Origin of the sequence: Shouchella lonarensis (assembly GCF_900096965.1) — a bacterium.
GTDB lineage: Bacteria > Bacillota > Bacilli > Bacillales > Bacillaceae_D > Shouchella > Shouchella lonarensis.
The window spans coordinates 104,992-125,952 of sequence record NZ_FMYM01000009.1; the positions used below are offsets into that span (position 1 = coordinate 104,992).

6 protein-coding genes and 3 pseudogenes are annotated in these 20,961 nt (G+C 36.3%); 7 read left to right on the plus strand and 2 right to left on the minus strand.

Annotated elements, in window-relative coordinates:
* The first annotated feature begins 426 nt into the window (after positions 1–426).
* The 6 genes and pseudogenes from BLT29_RS10560 to BLT29_RS10585 all read left to right on the plus strand — a co-directional run bounded on the left by BLT29_RS10560 (position 427) and on the right by BLT29_RS10585 (position 19,336).
* Positions 427–6,285 (plus strand): non-ribosomal peptide synthetase, encoded by a 5,859-nt coding sequence (locus BLT29_RS10560; protein ID WP_090776291.1) that lies wholly within the window; start codon positions 427–429, stop codon positions 6,283–6,285.
* 12 nt (positions 6,286–6,297) lie between these two features.
* On the plus strand, positions 6,298–9,576 hold the full coding sequence (locus BLT29_RS10565) for a non-ribosomal peptide synthetase (protein WP_090776292.1): 3,279 nt from the start codon (positions 6,298–6,300) through the stop codon (positions 9,574–9,576).
* A 24-nt stretch (positions 9,577–9,600) separates the two neighbouring features.
* Positions 9,601–15,411, plus strand: a complete 5,811-nt coding sequence (locus BLT29_RS10570) for a non-ribosomal peptide synthetase (protein WP_090776293.1) — start codon at positions 9,601–9,603, stop codon at positions 15,409–15,411.
* 287 nt (positions 15,412–15,698) lie between these two features.
* Positions 15,699–16,721, plus strand: a pseudogene (locus BLT29_RS10575) (IS3 family transposase).
* Between the two features lie 91 nt (positions 16,722–16,812).
* A complete protein-coding gene (locus BLT29_RS10580; RefSeq protein WP_090776294.1) occupies positions 16,813–18,153 on the plus strand; it encodes an MFS transporter in 1,341 nt (446 codons plus the stop codon).
* Between the two features lie 481 nt (positions 18,154–18,634).
* The gene (locus BLT29_RS10585) at positions 18,635–19,336 is read left to right on the plus strand and encodes a thioesterase II family protein (RefSeq protein ID WP_090776295.1); all 702 of its coding nucleotides are present in this window, start codon (positions 18,635–18,637) and stop codon (positions 19,334–19,336) included.
* 238 nt (positions 19,337–19,574) lie between these two features.
* Here BLT29_RS10585 and BLT29_RS10590 read toward each other — a convergent pair.
* A pseudogene (locus tag BLT29_RS10590) lies at positions 19,575–19,954 on the minus strand (transposase); the annotation flags it as partial.
* A 26-nt stretch (positions 19,955–19,980) separates the two neighbouring features.
* Positions 19,981–20,355: pseudogene (locus tag BLT29_RS10595) on the minus strand (transposase); the annotation flags it as partial.
* A gap of 213 nt (positions 20,356–20,568) precedes the next feature.
* On the opposite strand from BLT29_RS10595, the gene BLT29_RS10600 reads away from it, so the two are divergent.
* Positions 20,569–20,823, plus strand: coding sequence for a hypothetical protein (locus BLT29_RS10600; protein WP_090776297.1), 255 nt, complete (start codon positions 20,569–20,571; stop codon positions 20,821–20,823).
* The last annotated feature ends 138 nt before the right edge of the window (positions 20,824–20,961 follow it).

The following is a 20,961-nucleotide window of genomic DNA, read 5'->3' on the forward strand; positions in this document are numbered from 1 at the left end:
AGATCTTCAAAAACTTTTAAATAATGACCAGAGAGTATATCGACCAACGGTGATGACAAGAACATATTGGTCAACCGAGACAACAAGAACAATACGAGATAAGTAGTAGGAAGGTTTCCAGCGTTAAAATGGTGACGAAAAAAGGTGAAAAAGAAATGAATCAAGTATTGGAAATGCAGAAGCTTGCGCCCGATGAATAGGGTCAACCAGGAGTAGAGGTGACGCCCTTATTTCGTCCTCCAACGCCAACACTGCCTGTAGTAAAACCAACTATCAGGTTAACAGCCGAATTAACAGGAAGTAAATGGAACTAATGAAACAACAAATAGATAGATCGACGACATGATAACTTGATGTGGCTCAATACACTTTTAAAAACTACTATAGGTGATCTTTTAATATAGATATAAGGAGATGGAATAATATATGTTTAAAGATAGTGGAAAAAACAAATCATATAATATGGTTAACGGCATTGGTAATAACTATTTGTCGGAGCGACAGGACAAAGAAGATGCAAAAGCGTACTGGAGAAATTATTTATCGGGCTTTGTTGAAAAATCACCGATTTCGATTCTGACAAGTTCACCCGAAAACACGCAACATAATAGAAAGGAAGATATAATAGAGTTTCCTGAACAATTGACCCGTCGGATTATGAAGCTCGCCAGGCGGAACAATGTCACCCTTCATACTGTTTTACAATGTATGTGGGGGGTGTTGCTGGCAAGGTATAACCAAACGGATGATGTTGTATTTGGTACAGTCATTTTCGGAAGAGATACAAAATCAGTAGGAATCGAAAATAAATTAGCATCTCAAATCAATACCATACCGACGAGAATTAGGTTCGAAAAGGATCAAAGTTTTAAAGATGTCATCAAAAACGTTCAGGAAGAGGTTTTGAAAGGAAGAACGTATCATGACATGAATTTGTCGGAAGTGCAGTCGCTTAGCAAATTAAAAAGAGAGCTGTTAGATCATATCCTGGTTTTCGAAGAATACGCGGTTGATCAGAATGGATTTGAAGGCGACAAGCGTTATGCGGGTTTTATCTCTAAAGAAACTCATGTGGAAGAACAACCTAGTTACGGATTTAATATTTTGGTGTTTCCAGGAAACCATTTGGTCATTAAATTGATTTACAACGGAAATATCTATCACGACTATATCATAGCGTGTATCAAAGGACATGTTCAACAAGTTATTGAACAAGTGGTCCAAAATGAAGCTCAGTTATTAAACGATATTACTATCCTTTCGGAAGGCGAAAGAAATAATATGTTGTACAAATGGAATGATACGAAAGCCGAATATCCAAGAGATAAAACCATTCACCAGCTGTTTGAGGAACAATCGGAAAAAACCCCAGAGCTTGCTGCAGTTGTCTGCGGCAATGATAAATTGAGTTATCGCGAGTTCAATGCAAAATCAAATCAGCTCGCAGGGTACCTCAGGGAGAGAGGAGTCAAAGCAGACACGATTGTTGCCGTCATGGCAGAACGTTCACCGGAGATGATAATCGCAATCATGGGTATTCTCAAAGCCGGGGGAGCCTATTTACCGATTGATCCTAATTATCCGGAAGAGAGGATCAAATATATGTTCCAAGATAGTGGTGTGGAAATCATTCTTGTGGATAGCGGGAAGAAGACGAGCAGGTTTCCTTTAGAGGTCATCCAATTAAATGGAGATTTTAGCAGTTTCCCAGCTGACAATTTGGAACCGATCAGTGGGGTCGATAGCCTCGCCTATATCATCTACACGTCAGGTTCTACAGGTAAACCGAAAGGGGTGATGATCACGCAACGAGGTTTGGTAAACTATATTATGTGGGCTGACCATGTATATGTCCGAGATGAACAGCTCGATTTTGCCTTCTATTCATCCATTGCCTTTGATTTAACGATAACATCGATATTCACGCCTCTAGTCTCAGGAAATCGAGTGATTGTTTATCAGGATACTGATGACGGGGAACCGCTGATTCGAAAAGTGTTCAGAGACAAACAAGCAGGCGTTGTCAAATTGACTCCATCCCATTTACGACTTGTGAAGGACATGTGTGCTAGTGGGTCAAGCATCAAACGCTTGATCGTCGGGGGAGAAGATTTAAAAACTGAATTGGCTAAAGAAATTACTGCAGAATTTGACGGTAAAATAGAAATTTATAATGAGTACGGACCAACAGAAGCGGTCGTAGGATGCATGGTTTATCAATATGATGTTGGGCGGGATCTCCAATCTTCTGTTCCAATCGGCAAGCCAGCTCACAATGTTCATATTTATATTTTGAATGATCGTCAGGAATTGCAACCAGTTGGGGTTGCCGGAGAGCTGTATATCAGCGGAGATGGCGTTGCGAAAGGCTATCTGAACAAACCGGGATTGACGTCGGAAAGATTTCTGCCAAATCCGTTCTTTCTGGGCGAAACAATGTATCGAACAGGAGATATTGCTAGGATGAGACCGGATGGAAACATTGACTTCATTGGAAGAAAAGACGATCAAGTAAAAGTAAGAGGGTTCCGGATAGAGATAGGAGAAGTAGAAAATAAAATGAGGGATATATCGGGCATCAAGGATACAGTGACCATTATTAAGAATGATGCTAACGATAATCAATCAATTATTTCTTACTTTATTGGTGAGTTAAGCAGTGATCAGGTAAAAAAATATTTGGGAGATGTTTTACCAAGTTATATGATACCATCTCAATGTGTAAAAGTAGATGACTTTCCACTCACATCCAATGGAAAAGTAGATAGAGAGAAATTAGCTAGCATATCTAATGAGACCGTCTTTAATTACGTCAGTCCTACAAACTATACTGAAGAAAAGTTGGTGGGCATTTGGAATGAATGCTTTGGAACAGATGTAATAGGCATAACAGACAATTTCTTTGATTTGGGGGGACATTCTTTAATAGCAACACAAATATGTACTAGAATATACGAAAATTTTAAAACTGATATTAAGATCAGTGACATTTTAAAAGCTAAACGAATAGATAGTCTAGCCAGTCTAATAAATGAGCAGTTAAGAGAGGAGAATGTTTCAAAGATAGAGTTACTGAATGGGGAGCGTAGAGAATATGAGGTGCTTTCGTATCCCCAAAAAAGATTGTGGTTTTTGAACCAAATGGAAAATGATCCTGCTGTATACAATGTGATATTTGAGGCTGAAATTAAGGGTAACCTAAATATTCTTATTTTAAAACAGAGTATTATGAATGTTATTTTGAGACATGATATGTTAAGAACTAATTTTATCAAAAAGAATAACACACCAGTACAAGTGATTAGAAGTAGAACAGAAGGTGACTGTATTTATCTACATGATAAAAGCTTAATTTCAGATCTAGACAATGATTTTATTTTAAATTTAAAAAACATAGAATCTAATTATGAATTCGATCTTTCGGAAGATTCACTAGCGAGGATTCATATAATAAGCAGCAGTAATCTAACTAATCATATTATAGTTAATTTTCATCACATTGTATTTGACGGGTGGTCAATGAACATCTTCTTTAATGAAATTATGGATAACTACGAAAATATCATTATCAACAAACAATGTAATCAGTCACGACGGGACGTAAAATACACAGACTATGTTAGATACCAAAATAATTACTTACAGTCGGATTCAGCTCAAAAACAGCTTAATTACTGGAAAGAATATTTAAAGGGTACTAGTCCAAAAATAGACTTACCGACGGATAAACCTAGACCTAAAAAACTATCAAACTCGGGAAATAGATATGAATTTACAATTTCACAAGAGCTTTCTGATTCATTAAGGAGATTAAGTAAGGAGAATGGTTGTACCTTATATACTACTTTATTGACTGCATTTGGCATATTGCTATATAAGTATTCGAGTCAAGAAGACATCGTTATCGGCACACCAGTAGCTAACAGGCAGTACAGTAGATTGGAGGACATCATCGGATTTTTTGTGAATACATTACCAATTAGATCTGTCGTAAATGATGATGATACTTTTCTCGGTGTACTAGAAAGAATGAATAAGCAATTATTAGAGTCATTCTCAAATCAAGATGTTCCTTTTGATAAATTGGTAGAAGAAATAAACCCTCATAGGGACTTAAGTATGAACCCACTATTTCAAGTCATGTTTGTCTTTCAGAATGCATACAAGATGAAGTATACAAATTCAGATCTAGAATTGGTCATTAATGAGGTTAACAATCAGAAATCTAAATTTGACTTATCTTTACTTATTACTGAAGAAGACAGAGGTTTAGCTTGTACGATTGAATATAGTACAGATTTGTTTATAGAAAGAACTATTAAAAGGATTGCGTGTAACTTTATTCAGCTACTAGATCACATCACTTGTGATGAATATAATCGAATTAAAACATTAAGTATCGTATCGTCAGATGAAATGCAAGAAATAAAGGATTATTCTGGCGCTCCATCAACAACCGAGAGCAAAAAAGGGGGAAATTCAGAAAATATAATAGATAAGTTTAAAAAGATAGTTAAAGAGCAGCCAGATGCTATAGCATTAAAGTATTATGAGAAAGAGATTACTTATCGAGAATTGGATGAGCGTTCAGATATTGTAGCTATGAATTTATGTAGAAAGGAAATCAGTCAACATTCTACTCCTATAGGAATTCATATTAATCGCTCACACAAAATGATTATTGCTATTTTAGGGGTGCTAAAAGCTGGAAAGAAATATTTACCTTTAGATCCCAAAGTTCCTTATGAAAGACTCAAGTTTATAGTAGAAGACTCTATGAGCAGCTATATGATTACTGACGAAGAACTAAAAGAAAATGTAGAATCAATTAGTAATATACATTTATTAGAATTGGACGCTCTCGAGAATCGTTTAAACAACGGTTATTCTCATGTAGTAGACTCATCGCTACCAAGCTCATCAGGGTACGTGATTTATACTTCTGGATCAACTGGTAAACCTAAGGGAGTTGTGATTAGCCAAAAAAGTTTAGTTGAATTAGTAAATGCTACTTGTAAAATAGTAAGTGTAGAGAGAGGGAAAAGAGTACTACAATTCGCTTCATTAGGGTTTGATCCCTCTGTATTGGAGATATTTTCTGCTTTGTTAAATGGAGCAACACTATGTATTAGCGATAATGAAGATATTTTACCGTTCAATCCATTAATTAAGACGATTAACGACTTAAAGATCACACATGTTGTTTTACCACCTCCTGTACTAAAGGGAATGGGGCCTGACGATGTTCCATCAGTAGAAGTAGTTATTAGTGGGGGAGAGCCATGTACGACAGAAATAGTGAGAAGATGGTCTGAAAAGACAAATTTATTTAATGCCTATGGACCTACAGAAGCTACAATTATGGCGACAGTGAAACATTTTGATGATAATGAAGTCGTCAAACCGACAATAGGAAAACCTCTTAATAACACAGAAGTATATGTATTAGATAAAAACTTGAATGTTGCTCCTATAGGAGTTAGGGGGGAGCTGTATATAGGGGGAAGAAGTTTAGCAGAAGGGTATTTGAATAGACATGATTTAACTATAGAAAGATTCATTGAGGTGGACGTTTTTGGTCATGAAAAGAAATTATATAGAACTGGCGACATGGTTAAGCTACTAGATAATGGAGAGTTAGATTATCTTGGGAGAAATGATAACCAGGTAAAATTGAGAGGATTCAGAATTGAATTAGGTGAAATTGAAGAAACAATTAATGCTGTGGAAGGTGTTCAAGAATGTGTTGTTGTTCTCCAGGGACACGAGCGTAATAAGTACCTTGTTAGTTATGTTGTGTTAAATGAAGGTTCTTTGAAGAATGTCGAGAAGGCGGTTAAGAGTCAGCTGCCAGATTATATGGTGCCTTCAAAATTCTTCCCTTTAAGTCGTATTCCTCTTACCTTGAATGGAAAAGTAGATGTGAAGTCTTTGCCGGACCCAGAAATAAGTAATCAAGTTAAGTTGCCTGAGAATGACACAGAAAAAGTAGTAAAAATGATATTCGAAGAAATGATTGGTGCTGAAATAAAAGATACCAATGAAAGCTTTTTTAATTTAGGAGGTAATTCATTGTTAGTCACTCGAACCATTGGTCAAATTATGGAGTTATTCGAGGTAGAAATAATGATAGAAGACTTTTTTGAAAATGCAAGTGTGAGAAGCCTATCTGAATTTCTTTTGAGTAACTCCGATGCTTCTCAAGATATTGCATCTACATCGGAAACTATACTTCAAGTTATAGAAATGAACGAAGAAGAAGTAGAGTTAGTGTTAAATAACTAATGAGGTGAAATCATGAACAGATTAGGATTATTATCCGATAAAAAGAAAGAGTTGTTAAAACAGAAATTAGGCAACAGATCAAGTTGTAACAAAAGAAGTAATACAATTAAAAGATACGGGCTGAGAAAATCAGCTGTATCTTTTTCTCAGCAACGACTGTGGATAATGAATAAATTTGAGTCTAATAATGTTTTATATAATATACCAACGGCTTACCGGATATCAGAGAAACTTGATATTAAGATATTATCTAGGAGTCTTGATTACTTAATTTCTAAGCATGAATCTTTAAGAACAAGTTTTATAAGTATAGACAATCAACTCAAACAATGCGTGGAAGGTAATTTGGAGATGAGCATTGATTACGAGCAATGTTGCTCTAAGGGTTCCAAAATAGGTGAGAAGATAAATGATGTGTACAAGGAAGAAAGTAGCTTTGTATTTGATTTAGAAAAAGGTCCTTTATTTAAGGTGAAATTATTACATTTGAATCAAGACGAAAGTGTACTTTATCTTACATTTCATCATATTATTGCTGATGCATGGTCTATAGAGATATTTATAAATGAACTTTTGGATAACTACATCAAACTTGCTAACGATCAGCAACTTGATGAAAAGGATCTTGAAATCCAGTACGCGGATTATTCTGTCTGGCAAAATGAGCAAATAGAAAAGGGGGTGTATGACGATCAATTAGTATATTGGAAGGATAAATTAGATCACTCTCCTGAGATCTTAGAGTTTCCTCTGGATAAGATGATGGGTAAAGAAAGATCATTTGAAGGTTGTGAGGTGAAAAAAGAGCTAAATACGGAACTATCTTTGGGCCTGAAAAAGATCGCTCAAGAAAATGAAATGAGTTTATTTATGGTTATCACCGCTGCCTTTAAAATCATGTTGAATCGTTATACTGATCAGGAAGACATTATAATAGGTACACCAATAGCAAATAGAACGAGAAGAGAAACGCATGATTTGATAGGATGCTTTCTAAACACGTTAGCCCTAAGGACAGATTTGAGTGGGGATCCAACATTTTTAGAATTGCTTTACAGGCTAAAGAAAACAATTTTATCGGCTATTGAAAACCAGGATATCCCGTATGAAAAAGTAATCGAAGAAACACAAAAAAACAGAACAAATAATAATTCGCTTTTTGATATAATGATTAACTATGTGAGTCAAACTTCTGAAGGTGTATACGATCAAATTGGTTATGAACCAATAGAATTTAAAGATTCCAAATCCAAATTTCTGTTCACGTTGTATATTGAGGAAAAAAGAGATAAATTGAAATTTAATATTGTTTATCAGAGAGCCTATTTAACGGCGGAGACAATGAATGTGTTTATGAATCAATTTATCAATATATTAGAACAAATATTGAATGATCAAACCAAAAAAGTTGCTGAATTTAGGTTAGTTGATGGAGACAGTGATAAGTATATTCCAGATCCGACTCAAACAATTGCCACCGGTCCGAATGACACACTAATAGAATTATTCGAGGAGCAAGTAAAGCTTAATTTGCATAAAGTTGCGATTAAGCATAATGAAGCCAACAAAACATATGAGGATTTGTCTCAAGATTCAGCAAGGTTAGCGAACTTTCTTATAAATAAAGGGGTACGGAAAGGTGAGCCTGTTGCATTGTACGGAGAAAGGAGCTATAAGGCAATTGTTGGTATGCTGGGGATCTTTAAAGCTGGGGCCGTCCTTGTTAATATTGATGAAGAGTTACCTAGAGGGAGAAAAGAACTTCTGATAAGTGGATCAGGTGTAAAAAAGATACTTGATGTAAATGGAAATTTCATTAAAGCAGATGGAATGGATGTTTATTTATTTGAGGAGTCCCAAGATAAAAACTTAGATGAATTTATAATGGAGAGGGATGTAAATGGTGAGGACCCTTCCTATATATTCTTCACATCAGGATCCACTGGAACCCCCAAAGGAATTGTGGGAGATCACAAAGGAGTATCTCATTTTCTTAAGTGGCAGAAAGATACATTTGGTATAAGCGCAGAGGATAAGGGAGCGCAATTTACTAGCTTATCCTTTGATGTTGTCATTAGGGATATTTTTCTACCATTGATCAGTGGTGCTACATTAGTTATTCCCGATCAAAACAAGAAAAATGATTTAAATTACCTTTTTGATTGGTTGAAAAGTGAAGGAATTACATTCTTTCATACAGTTCCGTCTGTTTTAGAAGCATGGATTGCTGAAAACCGTTTCCAATATTATTTAGGTAAGCTTAGATGGATCTTTTCGGCAGGTGAACCTCTTACTGAAATACTTATTAATAAGAGCCAAGGTGCTTTCTTAGGTAACTACAAGTTTGTAAACTTATATGGTCCGTCTGAAACAACGTTGGCAAAATCATATCATGTAATAGATAATACTCAAGAAGGTGTACAACCAATCGGAAAGCCTATTTCCGATACCCAGATATTTATTATGAAGGGAAATAGAGTTTGTGGAGTTGGAGAAATAGGTGAAATTGTCATTAGAACCCCTTATATGACTAAGGGTTATCTTGATAAAGCAAATAATAAGGATAAATTTATTGAAAATCCGTTTATCTCTATGAGTAAAGATATGATATATAGGACTGGTGATATAGGAAGAGTTACTTCTGCCGGGCTCTTAGAGATTAAAGGAAGGTTGGATGATCAACTTAAGATTAATGGTGTAAGGGTACATTTGAGTGAGATCTCTTCAGTGATAAAGCAATTAAAATACGTAAAAAATGCAGTGGTGATAGATGGATCAAAAGTACTCAAGACGAATACAACATATTTAATAGCTTATGTGGTTTTAGAAAATTATAAAAGAGATGATGAACTAATTCATATTGAAATTAAGAAAAAAATTGCAGGATTGTTGCCTTTATCAGTTATTCCTGAAATGATTGTAGAAATAGATAAAATACCATTAAATTCAAACGGGAAGGTAAATATAAAGGCATTACCTACTCCGGAGATAAGAGATGAAAAATTGTCATTAGTAAAACCTAAAGACGATATAGAAAAAAAGCTTCTGGAAATTTGGGAAGATGTTTTAAATAAGGATTCAATAGGTGTTACTCAAAACTTCTTTGAGGTTGGAGGACAATCTTTGAAAGCATTTCAAATTATTTCACGCGTGAAAAGTAATTTTAACACGGATATAACTATTCAAGAAATATTCAACAATCCAACTGTGGAGGACATGGCAATGATTATTAAAAATAGTCAATCAAGTAATTGTCAAGTGACAATAGCGCGTTCGAGTAGAAGGATTTAACATAATAACAATGGGGTGATTTTTTTGAGTGAAAAAGTAATTAAGTTTCCAGCTTCTTTTCAGCAACAACGTATTTGGTTTCTAGAAAATATGGATAGTGGTGGTACGCCTTCTTATAATATGCCCCAGTTAATTAAGATAAACAAAGAGCTCAGTATTGAAAAGTTGGACTTTGCTTTGAAGCAACTAGTTGACAGACATGAGATATTGAGGACGAGTTTTTCTTTAAAAAATGGGGAGTTACAACAACTTGTTAAAAAACAAGTAGAATCAAAGGTTTATTATATAGATTGCAGTATTGACACAGAATTATTTCAACAAACGCTACAGCAACTAGTAGAAGAATCTTTCAGTTTGTCGACGGGGCCTTTATTTAAAGTAGTTCTCATTAAAAATAATCACAAAGAGCATCACATGTTTATGAATATGCACCATATTATCTCAGATGGTTGGTCAATTGGAGTGTTCATGAACGAGTTATTTAGACTTTATCAAGGTGAAACATTACCGGAATTATCTATTCAGTATGGTGATTATGCGGATTGGCAACGGAAACAAGTTACAAACGGGAAGTTTGATCTCCAATTGGATTTTTGGAAGGGAAAGTTAAAGGGAGCTCCGGCATTGCTTGAACTACCCTATGATAAAACCCGTCCTTCTGTTCAAAGTTATAAAGGTGAAACAATTAAATTTTCATTTTCTAAAGAAACGACCAGAGATATAAAAAGGATGTCCAGAGAAACAAAAGCGACCTCTTATATTACTCTATTAGCAATATTTAAAGTCATGATTCAGAAATATTCTCGTAGTAATGATATTGTAGTAGGCTCACCAATTGCAGGTAGAAATATTGAAGAAATAGAGAATCTGATAGGATTTTTTGCTAATACAGTTGTAACAAGAACAAAATTCCATGATGATATGACTTATAGGCAACTTGTTAGTACTGTGAGAGAGGAGGTTCTTTCAGTATATAGCAATCAAGATCTACCTTTTGAAAAGATTGTAGAAGAGATAGCTCCTGAGCGCAATTTAAGTTACAATCCGTTATTTCAAGTGATGTTTACAATGCAAGATGCTTCTAAGCTAGAGCGCGCATTTGGAGATATTGAAATCCAGTATGTTCCGATTGTTTCTTCTTCTTCGAAGTTTGATCTGTCATTGTCAGCATTTGAAGATGAGTCAGAGACCCTGGGCTTTTTATTTGAATACTGTTCAGATATATATGAGGAAACGACAATAAACAGGATGATAAATCACTTTAAAACGTTATGTAAGGGGATTATCAATCATCCTGATCAAAAACTATGTGAGTTACCAATCATAAATGAAGAAGAGTTGCAATGTATCGAAAGATGGAATAATACGAATTGGGACTTTCCTCAGATAAAAAGTTTACAATCATTAATAGAAGTATCTGCAATTAGAAACCAGAATAAAGTGGCTATAAAATTTCGTGATCGCACATTATCATACAATGAGCTGAATAAAAGATGTAATCGAATTGCATACTACTTAAGAATGGACAAAGGAGTAAAACCCAATCAATTAGTTGGAATCAGCGTTAATAGATCAATTGAGGCTATTATCGCAAAAATAGCCATTTTGAAAGCTGGTGCTGCGTATGTGCCGATTGACCCAATGTATCCAATAGAAAGGAAAGAACATATTGTAAATGATGCAGAGCTCAATATGGTTATTATCGATAATGAAAGGAACAAGATTGATCATTTTCAGGGAGAGCATTTGGATATTAATGAGGTAGAAAAAGTAGCAACAACATACCCACACAACAACCTGAGAAGCGTTAACAATTCCGAAGATATAGCTTATGTAATCTATACATCTGGCTCAACAGGCAAGCCAAAGGGCGTTCTGATACAACATCAAGCAGTTATTAATCATAACTTGTCAATCATAGAGAAGTTCAATCTGTGCCCTAATGAAAGAGTATTGCAATTCAGTTCCCTTAGCTTCGATATCTCAGTTGAAGAGATATTTCCGACGTTAATAAGCGGTGCGACGTTAGTAATGAGGACTGAGAACATCATTAATGATTATGATAATTTTTTATCATGGATTAATAGGGAGGAAATTTCGATTCTGAATATACCTACAGCTTATTGGCGTGAGTGGGTAAACTTCTTAAGTCAATCGGATAAAAAAATTCATAATAATATCAATCTTATGGTTGTTGGAGGGGAACGCGTGTCCGCTGCAGCTTTAAAGGTTTGGAAAGGGATGTATCCCGATGTGAGGTGGATGAATGCATACGGTCCGACAGAGACTACAGTAACTGTCACAATTTTTGAAGCGGGAGCTTTTGTGGATAATAGGAACGTCCCCATTGGAGTACCTATAGGGAACATGAGAGCTTATATTGTTGACTCAAACAACTACTTACTCCCTCCTGGAGTTCCTGGAGAATTATTAATTGGTGGGGTAGGATTATCTAAAGGCTACTTAAATAGACCTGATTTAACGGAAGAGAAATTTATATATCCTAATTTTAATCAGGGGGAAAGGGTTTATAAAACAGGGGATTTAGCTCTCTTCAGGAGTGATGGAAATATTGAGTTTTTGGGCAGAATAGATGATCAGGTAAAAATTAGAGGATATAGAATAGAGCTAGGGGAAGTAGAGAATGTGTTAGAGGGCTTATGTAATGTGAAACAAGCTTATGTAACTGTTCACCAGCAAGATAATAAAACAAGATTGATAGGATACGTTGTGTCTATAGAAGAAGAAGGTAAGATAAAAGAAAGATTAGCGGACATTTTACCTTCATATATGATTCCCTCACAGATCATAACATTAAAGTACCTACCAAAAAATGCGAACGGTAAAGTTGATAAGAACTTATTACCTTGTCCGCGTACAATGAGTGAAATTAAGAGTATTTTACCCCAAGGTGAAATAGAAACAAAGCTTGCTGAAATATGGTCAGATGTATTAGACGTTCCTAATGTGGGTGTAGAAGATAACTTTTTTGAATTAGGTGGAGACTCGATCTTAAGTATCCAGATTATTTCTAAAGCTAGAGAGAAGGGAGTTGATTTAACTGCGAAAATGTTATTTAAACATCAGACAATCAGAGAAATGTCAGTTCATTTAGAATGTACAGATATAAATGAGGTTGACCAAGGGATCGTAAGTGGAGAGTTCCCGTTAATCCCTATACAATCATGGTTTTTTAATTATACAAGGAATGAGCCTTCGCATTACAATCAGTCAGTGTTGTTAAAATTGCCTCCCTTTATTAGCGGTGGAGATATAAAGCAAATAGTTGATAAGTTGATAAGTCATCATGACGGATTGAGGATGATTTTTCCATTGGGGGATTATGAAGTAGCCAAGATTAATTCGAGCGTGAGTGCAGATATCGTAGAAGAGTATTATTCACATAAAGAATTAAATAGTGATGATACCTTTCCACAAGAAGTAAAGGATGTGATTGATAGGGTACAACAATCGTTAAACATTTTTGAAGGCCCAATGTTAAAGGCTGTTTTCCTTGGATTTCCTAATAAAAAGTTTTTATTTATCGTTATTCACCACTTAGTTGTGGATGGTGTTTCTTGGAGAGTGTTATTAGAAGATATTGATCAGTTGATCGGACAAATAAACAATAGGGAGATTTTACATCTCCCTAAGAAAACGACTTCGTTTAAAGAGTGGGCGCACAGGCTAAAGGAATACTCAATTATGCAGGATGTTATGGGTGAGTTATCTTACTGGGAAGACGTCGTTCTTACTAAAGAAGCTATTCCGAAAGATTATAGTAGTGAAGATAATACGGAGCTTTCTTTACGAAAACTATCTTTTTCTTTGGACAAGAGTAGCACTAATAGGCTTATAAGGGAGTTACCATCTGTTTTAGACACTAAGATAAGTGAAGTACTATTGGCTGCTTTTGCACATGCGTATAAAATTTGGAGCGATAGGTCCAGGCTAGTACTAGATTTAGAAGGGCACGGAAGAGAAGAGATCATAGATAATATTGATTTATCTCGTACAGTTGGTTGGTTCACTTCTATACACCCCGTATCCTTTGATATGAATCGAATATCTGATAGTCAGTTAGATAACCTTAAATATGTTAAAAACATTCATCGATCAATACCGAATAATGGTATTGGATTTGGTCTTTTGAAGTACTTAAGTGGAGCAATTGCAAGTGAAGATGATTCAAATAGAGAGATATGCTTCAATTACTTGGGGCAATTGGATCAAATCAATAAAGCGAAATATGTATCTTTGCATGATGGATACAAAGGTAAGGACAGAGGCAAAAACAATGTCAGAGATTATGTAATTGATGTGAATGTGTATGTTAAGTCCGGACAACTAAACATTATTTGGGATTACAGTGGTAATCATTACTCAGACAAATCGATCGAATCATGGGGTTTATTATACTTGGAGTCTATAAAAAGTATCATCTGTATAAGCGGAAACATGAAAACTAAAGTTAAAACTCCTGCTGACTATGAACTAGTTCAAGTAAACCAGAAAACGATAGATACATTGAATCACAGCGGGAATTTAAAAGACCTTTATCCAGTAACACCAATGCAAGAAGGAATGATAAGGCATTCTTTGCGGTACAAAAATTCCATTTGTCATTTACAGCAATTCCATGTTAAAGTATTGCATAGTGTCAACATAGACGCATTCAGAAGAGCTTGGGAGTCGGTAGTGAGCAGACATGATATATTAAGAACATCATTCGGGGAAATAGGAGGAGCATGGACACAAATTGTACATGAGGAAGTAGATTTAAAGTTTCAATATGAAGATTGGGTTCATCTATCCTCTGAGGAAAGAAGTAAGGAATTAGAAAAACTAATGATAGACGATAGAAAAAATGCTTATAGTTTGGATGATCCTTCTTTAATGAGAGTTTTTCTCTATAAAATTAATGACAAGGAATATAGACTCTTGTGGTCTTTTCATCAATTATTACTTGATGGTTGGTCGCTTTCAATTATTTTTAATGAGTTTTTAAATGTGTATCAATCATTGGTTGAGGGCACGGAAATAACTTTAGACAAACAAAGAAGTTTTAAACGTTATTTGAAGTGGCTTGATGAGTTAAAAAAACCAACAAGTGATGACTTGGAGAATCTTGTTCCTGGATCGAGTAGTAAATCCTTTACGAATGAAGATCTTTATGCTGAAAATAGCTACGAAGAGACGAGTATCACAATTACGAGGGAGATAAGAAGCGAAATCCAACACGTTTTGACAACAAATAAATTAACTCTAAACACGCTCATACAAGGATTATGGGCAATTGTGATGAAGGAAGATAGCAAGTCAGAAGTTGTGATAGGGATTACAACATCAGGGAGACCAGAATCTTTAAGATATGTTAATGAGATTACAGGGTTATGCATCAATACTTTACCACTGAGAGTAAACTTTGATGGCGATGTATTGCTCTTGTCTTGGTTAGAAGAGATACAGAAGAATAATCTTGATATTAGAGAAGACGGTTATTTGTGTCAACAGCATATGTTAGGTGATTCACCATTCAAGTCAGTTGTATTGTTCCAAAACTTCCCCAGAAAACCAGAAAGTAGGTTGCGTTTTGACTTGGTGGAAGGTTTTGGTGTTAGTCCTTATCCGGTATCGATTGTAGTAAATCCAGGGGAAACGATGTCCATAAAATTGGTGTACAATAAAAATCTTATTAAACGGGCTGAGGCTAGGAACTTATTAAATAAACTCGAGAATTTAATAAACGAATTTGCAACATTTTCCCGTGAAGAGCTTTCGATGATGTTAAAGGTAAATCAACTAAAAAAATCTGATTTTTGTTATCTAGAGTGATTGATCTATACTTGGGACGTAGTGGTTTGGATGGGCTACACTCAACTGGACAATAATGATGAGGGAAGCGGACAGGAATTCAGTTTCAGAGGATATTTACCGAAAAACTAGGAAGCTCCAAACTAAGCGACTTTACATTGAGTTCGGGCATGTTAGACTAGTTGGTATAGCCAATGCTTCATCATAGCTTGGCTCTTGGCGAGTGGAACGTGCCCGTAGAGGCTCGATGTCAAGTTGCGGCGGTCTCGCTCTCTCTCAAATCCTACCAGTTAAGGAGATGATTATGGATGGAGAAACGTCCAAGAAGGCAGTTTACTGCTGAATTTAAGGCACAAATGGTTCAACTAATCGCAATGGGAAACCACGAGCAGAAATCGTTCAAGACTATGATCTCATGCCATCATCCCTAGATAAATGGATCAAACAAAGCAAGACATCAGGCTCCTTTAAAGCAAAGGATAATCGCAGCCCTGAAGAAACCGAGCTGATTGAGCTACGTAAGAGAAATAAGTATCTGGAGACGGAGAATGATATTTTAAAGCAAGCCGCGCTGATACTAGGACGCAAGTAGATGTGATCAAACAAAATATCCACAAATACTCAGTGTCGGCAATGTGTCGCGTTCTACAACTCCCAAGAAGCACATACTACTATGTGTCAAAAGAACGGCCAGCTGAAGATCCTATTACTGCTCGTATTGTCGATATTTTTCACGATAATCGCCGTACTTATGGTACAAGAAGGATGAAGGCCGCCCTACAAAAAGAAGGTATTCGAGTCTCTCGCCGTCGCATGGCACGAATGATGCGTGAACAGGGTTTGGTCTCCATTTATACAGTCGCCAACAGAAAAGAAAGTCATTGTCAGCGATTTAACCTATGTACGTGTGGCAAATCAGTTTCATTATATTTGCGTGCTGATCGATCTATTCAATCGTGAGATCATTGGGTCAAGTTGTGGGAACAAAAAAAACGCGAACCTTGTGGCAAAAGCATTTGCATCTGTCTCAGGTGATTTACGCAATCTACAATTATTCCATACAGACAGAGAATCAGAATTTAAGAACAAACTGATCGATCAAACGCTTCGTATGTTTGGCGTCGAACGCTTTTTGAGCATGAAAGGATGCTAATGCCGTTGCAGAAGCTACATTCAAGACGGTCAAAACCGAATTTGTAAGGCAATACGTGTTTGAAACGCTAGATGACCTCGGTAAAGAGCTGCAAGATTATGTTCATTGATTTAACACACGACGTTTACACAGTACTCTTGGATATAACAGTCTAATTGAGTATAAGCTAGCCCTTTAAAAATTTGTCCAATTTAGTGTTCCCATTCCAGTTTTCCAATGTTTAGGTTTATAGTTTATTTAAGTAGTAAATTATTGGAGGTGATTTCGTTATGTTTTTGAGTGTGATAAAGGAAATGAAGATGTTTCTAATATTGTGGATTGGGCAAGTGTTTTCAATAGTAGGGATAGGGATCACAAGTTTTGCATTAGGAGTATGGGTGTATATCGAAACTGGCTCGGTCACAGCGTATGCTTTAATTGCTTTCTTCGCATTATTGCCGGATATTATCCTTTCACCTGTAGCAGGTGTTTTTGTTGATAGATGGAATAAACGAAAAGTTATGTTGATTTGTGATATTGCAGGAGCAGTTATCGCTTTCTCTTTAGTTACAATCGTATTTGTAGGACAGCTTGAGATTTGGTATATTTATTTAGCAGTTGGTATTAACTCAGTTTTTAAGGCGTTTCAATGGCTTGGATATTATTCTTCTGTCAGTCTATTGGTTCCCAAGCAGCATTTTGGGAGAGCGGGCGGTCTACTTCAAGCTGGTGAGACCTTCTCTAAACTTTTAGGTCCGCTTTTAGGCGCTGTTTTTTTAGAACTTTTAGGAGTAAAAGGTGTGTTAATATTAAATCTTGTTACGTATTCCGTTGCAGTAATCAGTATTTTGATGGTGAAAATGTCAAAAGCAAAACCAGAAAGTACTCAGAACCTCAATTTTATACAAGAAATGAGGGATGGTTTTAAATATTTATTTGGGTTACGTGGTTTAGTATGGCTGCTAGTATTTTTCATGTGTGTGAATTTATCGGTGGGAACTTTGGAATCTTTAGTGACCCCTTTAGTTTTAGGGTTCTCTAATTCTCAATCTTTAGGGTACATTATGTCAGCATCAGGAGTTGGTATGTTGGGTGGAAGTATGCTGATTAGCTTTTGGGGAGGCCCTAAAAAAGGAAAAATAAATATGATTGTGATATTTGGTGTCATTCAAGGATTGCTTGTAGTGTGGGTTGGATTGTTACCGAATCTATGGTCAATAGGGTTTGCGTTATTTGGTGCAATGTTTTGCGGATCTGTTATGGCAGGGTGTAGTCAGGCATTGTGGATTGCTACAGTATCCCCAGATATTCAAGGGCGTGTTTTTGCGATTAGAGGATCGGTAGCATGGTCTACCTTACCATTGGCATTTGTCATAACTGGTCCTCTATCTGACAACATATTCGAACCGTTATTTCGATCAGAAGATAATATTTTAGTCAATACAGTCGGGGCGATAATTGGTACTGGTGAAGGGAGAGGTGCTGCTTTTATTATTATTATGGCAGGTATCTTCATCATTTTGATAACAACTTTATTTTTATTTAACAAAAAGTTTAGAGGTATTGAGGGTCGATTACTAGACAAGACGATTGATTCAGCTGATAATAAGGAAGAGACTGTTGGTATATAGAGAACAAATGAGAATTTTTTAACGTGCACATTTCGCATTGGATGGGTTACACTTAACTGGACAATAATGATGAGGGGGAGCGGGATAAGAATCCAGTTTTAGGGGATATATACCGAAAGACTAGGAAGTTCCAAACTAAGCGACTTTACATTGAGGGCGGGCATGTTATCCTAGTTGGTGTAGTCAATGCTTCATCATTGCTTGGCTCTTGGCGAGAGAAACATGCCCGCGGAGGCTCAATGTCAAGTCGCGCCGGTCTCGCTCTCTCCTAAAACTATCAGTCATTTGGTATTGAGCGATCTTTAAGTATGAAAGGATGCCGGGTGCAACGAGATTATGTTCACTGGTTTAACACACGACGTTACACAGCACACTTAGGTATAACAGCCCGATTGAGTATAAACAAGCCATTTAAAAATCTGTCCAATTTAGTGTTGCCATTCCACCTATTCTAAGCTGTTATTTAGAGGAGAAAAAACTCATGATATTGTTTTGTTTACCATACGCGGGAGGTTCAGGATCTATATATTTTAAGTGGAGAAGTCATTTACACCACTCAATTCGTTTGATTCCGATAGAGTTAAAAGGAAGAGGAAGGCGATCTGATGAAAACCTCTATAAAAATGTACAAGAAGCTGTGAATGACATTTTTGAGAATAATAGAGAGGAAATAGAAAACAATCCTTATGCCATTTATGGGCACAGTATGGGGAGTATACTAGCCTATGAGCTCTATTATAAAGTAAGCAATCTAAATCTTAGGAAACCAACTCATATCTTTTTTTCAGGGTATAGCGCTCCCAATGTCACTAGAGTAGGGGAGAAGCTCCATACTTTGTCCGACAGTGATTTTATCGACAAGGTAATCGGTTTGGGGGGGACCCCACAGGAATTAATGGATAATCAAGAACTAATGCAACTGGTTACCCCGATGATCCGGAGTGATTTTAAAATGATTGAAAACTATGTATATGAAAAGAAGGCAAATAAGATTGAATGTAACATTTCAATCTTAAACGGAAAACAAGACACAATCGCTTTGGAAAAACTTTTGGTCTGGAAAGATCATACTTGTAAAGGTTTTAAAATGTATCATTTGGAAGGTGATCATTTTTTTTTAAATCATAATATGGAAAGAATAGTGAGCATTATAAATGAAACTATTGTTGAAGAAAGTACTTAGGGTCGCTCCGACCATCCTAAAATATGACCAATATTGGGGATACTAAACACTAGAGTTGGATAGTTGGTGTAGCCAATGCTTCACCATTGCTTGGCGAACTTTCTTTTTGGTTAGAAATAACGATTTCGCCCGACATTTTGAGCTGGGAGAAGCGTTGTGCAGACCACTACTTTCATAGGAAACTTTATACAGGATAGCCATGGAAAAAATCATCTCTGCCATGGCTTTTTGTGCATCGTTAAGTAGGTGCTACTGAATGGACTCCACCATAGCACATCATTTTAATCGATATTGTGGATTCAGATTCTGAATCCAGGAAAAAAGCCAAAAAAAGAATGTCTCGAAGTACCCTCGAAAGATTTATCACAAGCACTTGGAGAGAAATGACCGTTTCACTGGTGCTCTAAAGGCGTGCTCGAATAAGACCAAGGCCATAAGTGCGTGTGCCTTCGCCAAATTTTCCTTCAATGGCATTTCTCTGAGCAGCATCTTGCTTCTCAATCTTCTTTTGTGTTTTACATGCGTTTTTGGAAGGACGACCTAACTTTGGACCAGAGAAGCGGATACTAAGTTTTTGCAGTAACGTCTGTTCTCTCGTGTAAGATAGATCTTATTGGAATGGCAACACTAAATTAGACAAATTTTTAAAGGGCTATCTTGTACTCAATTGGACTGTTATATCCAAGTGTACTGTGTAGACGTTTGGTGTTAAACCAATGAACATAATCTCGCTGCTCTCGATCGAGATCATCCAGCGTCTCAAACACGTATTGCCTTACAAATTCGGTCTTAATCGTCTTGAATGTAGCTTCTGCAACAGCATTATCATACGGACACCCTTTCATGCTCAAAGAACGCTCGATGCCGAACGTATGCAGCGTTTGATCGATTAGTTTGTTCTTAAACTCTGATCCCCGGTCTGTATGAAATAATCGTAGTTTGCGTAAGTCACCTGAAACAGATGCAAATGCTTTTGCCACAAGTTCTGCGTCTTTCTTGCGCCCACAACTTGATCCAAGGAAGATGGTGTGAGTTCATAGTCTCTAACAATTTCAAGAAGAAAAGTAAGAAGACCTATAGGCAACGTATGATAGAAGCATTTGGAAATGATCCCATTATCTGCTCTCATTGTCATCATGAGATGGAACTAGCGGAGATTTGGCATTCCGATTATGGATACATATTTCATTACATGAATGGAATGAACATCATTAAATACAGGGGGAATTGCGATGTCATCAGGAAAAGAGCTGGATAAAAATAATGATACACTTCCTTGGTTGAAAGAAGGAGAAGAAGATCCTTTTTTGATGGAAGAAGATGTACTTGTGATATTTAAATGTTTGGACTGTGGTAAGGAAGATGAGGTTCCTGATTTTGTGGTGGATGAGTTTGCATATGGTTTATCCGAAGGAGAAGAAGTAGAAGTTGTATGTCCGTATTGTAACGGCACAATGCGCGAAGCGAGAAACGCCCTAAGTGATTAATCTATACTTGGGGCGTGATGAAGTCGCGTTAGCGATTTTGTTCGTCCGGTCATCCTTCCTTTAAACGAAGATAGAACGGTAGAGGAACATAAAATTATGAAGATAGACGAAGCCTTTATAAAGCGTTTATCAAAAGAA

Excerpts from the sequence above, each read along its gene's own strand:
- BLT29_RS10585 (WP_090776295.1), top strand. The coding sequence starts at position 18,635 with ATGATATTGTTTTGTTTACCATACGCGGGAGGTTCAGGATCTATATAT.
- BLT29_RS10600 (WP_090776297.1), top strand. The coding sequence starts at position 20,569 with ATGTCATCAGGAAAAGAGCTGGATAAAAATAATGATACACTTCCTTGG.
- BLT29_RS10580 (WP_090776294.1), top strand. The coding sequence starts at position 16,813 with ATGTTTTTGAGTGTGATAAAGGAAATGAAGATGTTTCTAATATTGTGG.
- BLT29_RS10565 (WP_090776292.1), top strand. The coding sequence starts at position 6,298 with ATGAACAGATTAGGATTATTATCCGATAAAAAGAAAGAGTTGTTAAAA.
- BLT29_RS10560 (WP_090776291.1), top strand. The coding sequence starts at position 427 with ATGTTTAAAGATAGTGGAAAAAACAAATCATATAATATGGTTAACGGC.